Origin of the sequence: Bradyrhizobium pachyrhizi (assembly GCF_001189245.1) — a bacterium.
GTDB classification, from domain to species: Bacteria; Pseudomonadota; Alphaproteobacteria; order Rhizobiales; family Xanthobacteraceae; genus Bradyrhizobium; species Bradyrhizobium pachyrhizi.
In genome coordinates, this window is record NZ_LFIQ01000076.1 from 1 (window position 1) to 6,729 (window position 6,729).

Below are 6,729 nucleotides of genomic sequence, written 5' to 3' on the forward strand. Positions count from 1 at the left end.
TCTACCTCCTGGCTTTCGCCAGGACGACGAATGTGGAAAGAGCGGTGCCGCCAACTCCCATCACCGTCGCGACAGTGGCGCGGGGGGCGGCGGGACGGTGGCGCCGGCGGCGAGGGAGCGCTGCACCATCACGGTGTCGGACCAGCGGCCATAGCGATAGGCGACACCGGGCAAATGCCCGACGCGGGCGAAGCCGAAGCGGTCGTGCAGCGCGAGCGAGGCGGCGTTGTCGCTGTCGATGTAGCCGATCATCTGGCGGAAGCCGGCGGCGGCGCAGGTGTCGATCAACTCCTGCAGCAGCCGGCCGCCGACCCGCTGGCCGGTGAAGCGGTGATGCACATAGATCGAATGCTTCACCGTGTAGCGGTAGGCCGGACGCTTGCGAAACAGCACGACATAGGCATAGCCGACCACCTCGCCGTCACAGATTGCGACGAGGTGGGGCAGGCGGGTGTTGCGCAGATTCTTGCGGCGGTCGCGCAGATCGTCGGGCTCCGGCGTGCCGCTGTCGTCGACGCTCTCCTCGACGCCGCGGCGGATGTGGTGGCGGTAGATCGACAGCATGGCGTCGACGTCGCCGTCGCGGGACGGACGGACGGTAATCTTGTGATCATTCTCCATTGTGTTGCGTCCGTTCGCCTACTCGGACACGACATAGGTGTAGAAGCGGACGCGGCCGGAGTCGTCGATCTCCTTGTAGATGCCCTGGACCTCGACCTCGAAGCCGGGGAACGCGTTGAAGCTCGCCTCGAACATCTTGAGATAATCGATCATCGGCTTGCTGCGTTCCGACAGCCGCTCGCCGGGCACAATGGTGGCGATGCCGGGCGGGTAGACAACGAACGGCGTCGCGGCGACGCGGCCGAAGATCTGGTCGATCGGCAGATAGTCGACATCGTTGCGGATCAGATATTGCGCTGCCTGGCGCGGCGACATCGCGATCTCGGGCAGATGCTCGGGCAGGAATTGCCTGGCCTGCAGCGTGCTGACGCCGCCGTCGCGGAAGAAGCGATGCATGTCGCCGCAGAGGTCGCGCAGCCGCACCCCGGCATAGCGGCCCGGACGGCGGCGGTAGAATTCCGGGATGACGTCCTCGAGCAGCGCGTTGTCGTCGTGCAGCTTCTTGAAGGCGACCAGCCCGGAGACCAGCGTGCCGGCCTTGCTGGCCTCGACGCCGGGCGTCAGCAGGAACAGCAGGGAATTGAGGTCGTTCTTTTCGGCGACGATGCGGTTCTCCCGCAGATATTGCGCCACCACCGGTGCGGGGATGCCGTGATCGGCATAGGCGCCGGTGGCGTGATCGAAGCCCGGCGTCAGCAATGTGAGCTTGTTCGGGTCGGTCATGGCAAAGCCCGCGGTCAGCTCGGGGAAGCCGTGCCAGGTCTCGCCGGGATTGAGCTGCCAGTAGGACGGGTTGGTCGCGAGCTGGTCTGTCGAAATCGTCTCCCAGGCGACATTGTGCACGCCGTTCTCGCGCGCGACGTCGGGGATCATGACGCGATCCGGCACGAACGGCTCGAAGAACCAGCGCCGCTCGGGCCGCGTCTCCTTCTCCTCGAACTCGCGCTTCACCGCCCGGATCTTCTTGCGCAGCTCGATACCGAGCCGGATCGTGTCGTCCCACAAGACTTCGCCGGAACGCCCCTTCATCATCTGTGCGCCGACATCGAGCGAGGCGAAGATCGGGTAGAACGGCGACGTCGAGGCGTGCTGCATGAAGCTTTCGTTGAAGCGGCGGTGCTCGACCCGGCGCTTCTGGCCCTTGATGTGGCGGTCGCGGATGTGGATCTGCGAGGCCTGCGAGAAGCTCGCGAGCTGCTTGTGGGTCGATTGGGTCGCAATGATGCCGGGGGCCTCGGTGCCGAGATCGGACAGTCCCATCGCGAAGCGGCCGGAATAGATCGGGTGGAATTTCATGAAGCCGGCCCAGGCCTCGTCGAACAGGATGTAGTCGCAGAGATGGCCGATCCGCTTGAGGATCATCTCGGCCGAGTGGATGGTGCCGTCATAGGTGCACTGCTCGACCACGGCGACGCGGAACGGACGCTCCTTCTTCCAGGCGTTCTCGTCCCTGACCAGCGGGTGCTTGCGGATGTGGTCGCGCAGCGTGCCCTCGTCGAGCAGGTCCCAGCGCATCGGCCCGATCAGGCCCCAGGCGTTGCGCACCGTCGGCACGTAGACCGGGATGCCGCCGCCGATCAGCAGCGCGCCGTGATGCGCGGCCTTGTGGTTGTTGCGGTCGAACAGCACGAGGTCGCCGTCGGTGACCAGCGAGCCGAGCGCGACCTTATTGGAGGTCGAGGTGCCGTTGAGCACGAAATAGGTTTTCTCGGCGCCGAAGATCCGTGCCGCCTCCTTCTGCGCCCGCAGCGCCGGCCCCTCATGGGTGAGGAGGTCGCCGAGGTCGAGCACGGAATTGTCGAGGTCGTCGCGGAACACGGCCTCGCCGAGATGTTCGACGAACACCCGTCCGATCGGACTGCGGCTGTAGAACACGCCGCCATTGTGCCCTGGGCAGGTCCAGAGCTGGTTGCCTTCCTCGGCATAGTCGACCAGCGCGCCGAAGAACGGCGTCTTCAAATTCTCGGCATATTGCTTCAGCCTGGAGATCAGGTTCTTGGCGATGAAGGGCGGTGTTTCCTCGGACAGGAACACGTAGCCGTCGATGAAATCGAGCACCTCGACCGGCAGGTCCTCGAACCGCTTGCGCCGGATCAACAGGATGATCGGGAAGTCGAGGCCGCGCCGGCGCATCAGGTTGATCAGCGCCGCGGTCTTGCCCTCAAGCCCCTTCTTGCCCCAATCGACCACCATGCAGCCGATCGCGGCGTCGGTCTGCACCGCGATCTCGGCATCCTCCAGCTTGCGGGCGCGAACCACCTCGAAGCCGGAGCGCTCGATCTCGGCGATGATCTGGTTGAAGCGGATGCCCTCGAGGTCGTCGGCCTCGAACACCGGCGCAGCGAACAGGAAGTTGAAGCGTTTGAAATAGTCCATGCGTGTCCCCGAACTGGTCCGGCGCTGACGTGTCGGCACAATTCATGACAGGCAGATGACAATGGGGCGGATGGAGGATCGAATACGTTGTTGGGGACGCAATCCCTCACTGCACGGCGTCAGCCCGTGGATATTCGAGCTGCATGGCGACGAAATCGGCCGTATCACGGCCATAGCGTGTTTCGATCCCGGCAAGCGCCCGGTTGAGCGCCTGCGCAGGCGGCGCGGTGCCGACCGCGGGCAGCAGACGATCTGCGGACCAATCCGGCGCCACGACTTGCGGATAGACGCGCAGGCCGTTGCGTGTCGTCACGACGTCGCCGGTCGCGGCGAACGTCACGACATGCGAGTGGTAGGTCCGCGACCAGCTGTCGGCGACCAGCGCCAGCGAGACCTCGTCGACGCCGCCGGCCAGCGCGAGGCCGAGCTGTTCCCGGTTCCAGAACGCCAGCGTGTTCCGGATGGCGGTCAGCGCGAAAGGACGCGTGAACTTGAAGGCGTTGCTGTCATGTCGCGCATCCCAACCCGGCAGGCCGATCTCGCGCGCGACGGCCTCGGCCCTGGTGCGGCCGGCGATCGCCTCGATCAGGGTCAGCGACATCGGCATCGACGCCGAAATCCCCGTCGTCGTCGCGACGCCGCGGTCGACCACGATGCGGCGGTCGGCGATGTACTGGATCTCGGGATGTTTGTTGCGCCAGTTCTTCACGTAAAACCAGTGCGTGGTGGCGCGCCTGCCGTCGAGCAAGCCGGTCGAGGCGAGCACCTTGGCGCCGGCGCAGATGGCGACGATCACAGCGCCCTTCTCCGCCTGCTGCCGGATCCATTGCATGACCGCCGGATCGTCGTCGCGGCTCATCGCCGGCACGATGACGTAGTCGGCGCCGTCGGGATGTGCGGTATCGAATGCGGCGATGGTCGCATCAGGCTCGACCTTCAGCACCGGGAACAGCGCGACCGGACCGGGTCCCGTCGCCAGCGTGACGACATCGGCAACATCGGCGCGCTTGAGGATGCCGTAGGGCATCAGATAGTCCGTGGTCTCGGTCATGTCGTTGATGCCGAGCATTGCGATCAGCGGTCGCGCCCGCTTCGGCGGCGTCAGCGCCGCGAGCGTTGCATCCTGCTCGGCCTTGGCGATCGGAGGCGGAAGGCGGAACGCCGATGTGGCGGGCAGGCTGAAGAGCCAGATGCCGCCGATGATTGGAACCAGCGCGGCAACGGCGATGCCGCTCCACGCGAGAAGCCGCCAGGTCATGATGATCGATCTCAAAATATCCGCGTGCGTCGCCCGGCACGCAAGCTACTCGCCGGTCACGTCGACCAAAACGGCGAAATTCCCGCAAAAACGGACACGCGAACAAAGCGGCTCAAAGGCATCGCCCGGACGAGCGACAGCGACATCCGGGGCGGTCCTTCCCCGCATGTCGCTCCGCTCATGCGGGCTACGCGACGCGCTCAGTAGACGAGGTTCGTACCCGGCGGCTTTTCCAGTGCCGCCGCCAGCGTCCGATACTCCTCGCAGTCGGTGCCACAGATCTCGGCGATCCGCTGCAGATGATACTGCGCCTGATCGCGGTTTCCCTGTTCGATCTGCCACAGGCCGTAGTAGTTCCACGTCAGGACGTGGTTCGGATCGGCCTTGAGCGCACGTTCGTACCAGACTTGCGATTGCTTGTAGTCGCCGAGCTTGCGATAGGAATAGCCGATCAGGTTCGCGACGTTCGGCTGATCATCGCGGCCGAGTGCGTGCAACTGATCGATCGCGGCGGCGTAGTCGTTGCGTTCGTAGATTGTCGCATAGGCCGCGCGATAGCCGTCGCGGAATGCCGGGTCTTCGAAGCCGGACTGCTTGACGGGTTTCTTGACCTTGTGCGTGGTCTTTCTGTCCTTCTGCTGGGGATAGGACGGCGCGGGAGTGCCGTAGCTCGACCCGTATGGATCGCCACCACCACCACCACCGCCGCCACCTCCGCCAGCCGCGATGGCGGTCTGCGGTGGGAACAGAATGATCGGCGCTGTCAGAAATGCCGCAAGCATCATCGGTGACTTGATCATGTACGCCTCCCGATTTGACAAGGACAGTTATTGACCTGAAGCACTAACTCCCGATCGCGGGAGACATTCCGCGCGTTTTGAGAAATTGTTTGCCGAAGCGGCAATCGCACTGTCTCATCGGGACGTCGCGCTTTCACGTGCACGCCGGCTGAGCGTTTTGTTCACGCCATCGATATCGGAGTCGAAACTGACATCGGTGTCAGAATCAAACTCAAATGCCCAATGGCCAGCTGGACCCGCGGCAAGGAGGACGATCGATGATGAAAACGGACCTCGCCGAGATCTACCGCAACTACATTGCCTGTTTGAATCGCCAGGACTGGCCGCAACTCGGTCAGTTCGTTGACGAGGACGTGTGCCACAACGGCCGGCGGCTCGGGTTATCCGGCTATCGCGAGATGCTGGAAGGGGACTTTCGCGACATCCCGGACCTTCGCTTCAACATCGTTCTGCTGGTGTCGGATGCGTCCCATGTCGCAAGCCGGCTGGCGTTCGACTGTTCGCCGAACGGCGCATTCCTCGGTCTCGGCGTCAACGGCAAGCGCGTCTCGTTTGCCGAGAACGTGTTCTATGAATTCCGCGACGGGAAGATCGTGCAGGTCTGGTCGGTGATCGACAAGGCTGCGATCGAGGCCCAGCTATAGCGGCGGAGCCTGGATGAGCGTGACGCCGCTACTTCCGCTCCGGATGCCAGGCGCCGTCCCAATCCGCCGCCGGCGGGTTCTGCACAAAAGCTGCGACGCGCGCCTTCATAGCGATCGACGGGCCGTCGCCAGGCGCCGCCGCCAGCGCCGCGGCGAAGGCTTGCTCGGCGTCATCCCAGCGGCGGTCGCGATAGGCGGCGAGGCCGTCCGCGTAACGCTGCCGCAACTCGGTCTGCGCCGGCGTCAGTTCGTCCTTCTTGCCGAGGATTTCGAACACCGCGACCGGCTGGGTCTGCCCCATCACGACGAGACGGTCGATCTCGCGCAGCTCGATGGTTGCGGCGCAGGCCGCGGCGGTGGCCTCCGAGATCAGGCTGCGGCTGCCGTAAAACTTGTTGGCGCCTTCCAGCCGCGAGGCGAGGTTCACGGTGTCGCCGAGCACGGTGTAGCTCATCATGAACTCCGAGCCGATGCTGCCGACCAGGGCCTCGCCGGTGGCGATCCCGATCCGGATGTCGCAATCGGCCGGGATCACGCGCACGCCGAGCAGTTCCGGCAGATCCTTGCGCAGCTGGTTGACCTGGCCGATCATGTCGATGGCGGCAAGCGCGGCCAGATGGGTCTGCTCGGCTTCCTCGACGAAGGGCGCGCCCCAATAGGCCATGATGGCGTCGCCGATATATTTGTCGATGATGCCGCGATGCGCATGGACCGGCGCCGACATCGTCGACAGATAGAGGTTCATGATCTTGACGAGGCCGCTCGGCGTCACGCCCTCGCTCAGGCTGGTGAAGCCCTTCATGTCGCAGAACATCACCGTCATGACGCGGCGCTGTCCTTCGGTCGCGGCGATCGCCGGCTGTTCGAGCAGGCCCTCGGCGATCCGCGGATTGATGTAGCGGCCAAACGTCTCGCGGATGCGCTGGTTGTGGCGCAGCGTCTCGATCATGCGGTTGAAGGCGGCCGACAGCTGGCCGATCTCGTCCTGGGTCGTGATGGTGATGGCGCCGTCGAGGCGGCCGGCCTCGAC

The 6,729-nt window shown here is 64.7% G+C and carries 6 protein-coding genes; 1 reads left to right on the forward strand and 5 read right to left on the reverse strand.

Features of this window, described 5'->3' with window-relative positions:
* Positions 1-60: 60 nt before the first annotated feature.
* From AKL29_RS15080 to AKL29_RS15095, 4 genes are all read right to left on the reverse strand, one after another.
* Positions 61-621, reverse strand: a complete 561-nt coding sequence (locus AKL29_RS15080; protein ID WP_050384742.1) for a GNAT family N-acetyltransferase — start codon at positions 619-621, stop codon at positions 61-63.
* A gap of 18 nt (positions 622-639) precedes the next feature.
* Entirely contained in the window at positions 640-2,997 is a 2,358-nt protein-coding gene (locus AKL29_RS15085; RefSeq protein ID WP_050384743.1) for an Orn/Lys/Arg family decarboxylase, read from the reverse strand.
* A 106-nt stretch (positions 2,998-3,103) separates the two neighbouring features.
* Positions 3,104-4,255 (reverse strand): DJ-1/PfpI family protein, encoded by a 1,152-nt coding sequence (locus AKL29_RS15090; RefSeq protein ID WP_050384744.1) that lies wholly within the window; start codon positions 4,253-4,255, stop codon positions 3,104-3,106.
* A gap of 200 nt (positions 4,256-4,455) precedes the next feature.
* Positions 4,456-5,055, reverse strand: coding sequence for a tetratricopeptide repeat protein (locus tag AKL29_RS15095; RefSeq protein ID WP_050384745.1), 600 nt, complete (start codon positions 5,053-5,055; stop codon positions 4,456-4,458).
* 257 nt (positions 5,056-5,312) lie between these two features.
* Here AKL29_RS15095 and AKL29_RS15100 point away from each other — a divergent pair, with 257 nt between their 5' ends.
* Positions 5,313-5,699 carry an ester cyclase gene (locus AKL29_RS15100; RefSeq protein ID WP_028336147.1) on the forward strand — a complete coding sequence of 129 codons (387 nt, stop codon included), beginning with the start codon at positions 5,313-5,315 and terminating at the stop codon, positions 5,697-5,699.
* A 28-nt stretch (positions 5,700-5,727) separates the two neighbouring features.
* Here the strand turns inward: AKL29_RS15100 and AKL29_RS44865 are convergent.
* A partial coding sequence (locus AKL29_RS44865) for an adenylate/guanylate cyclase domain-containing protein (RefSeq protein ID WP_244482051.1) occupies positions 5,728-6,729 on the reverse strand: 1,002 nt, incomplete at its 5' end.

Coding starts and splice junctions, on each gene's coding strand:
- AKL29_RS15080 (WP_050384742.1), bottom strand. CDS start 621: ATGGAGAATGATCACAAGATTACCGTCCGTCCGTCCCGCGACGGCGAC.
- AKL29_RS15085 (WP_050384743.1), bottom strand. CDS start 2,997: ATGGACTATTTCAAACGCTTCAACTTCCTGTTCGCTGCGCCGGTGTTC.
- AKL29_RS15090 (WP_050384744.1), bottom strand. CDS start 4,255: ATGACCTGGCGGCTTCTCGCGTGGAGCGGCATCGCCGTTGCCGCGCTG.
- AKL29_RS15095 (WP_050384745.1), bottom strand. CDS start 5,055: ATGATCAAGTCACCGATGATGCTTGCGGCATTTCTGACAGCGCCGATC.
- AKL29_RS15100 (WP_028336147.1), top strand. CDS start 5,313: ATGATGAAAACGGACCTCGCCGAGATCTACCGCAACTACATTGCCTGT.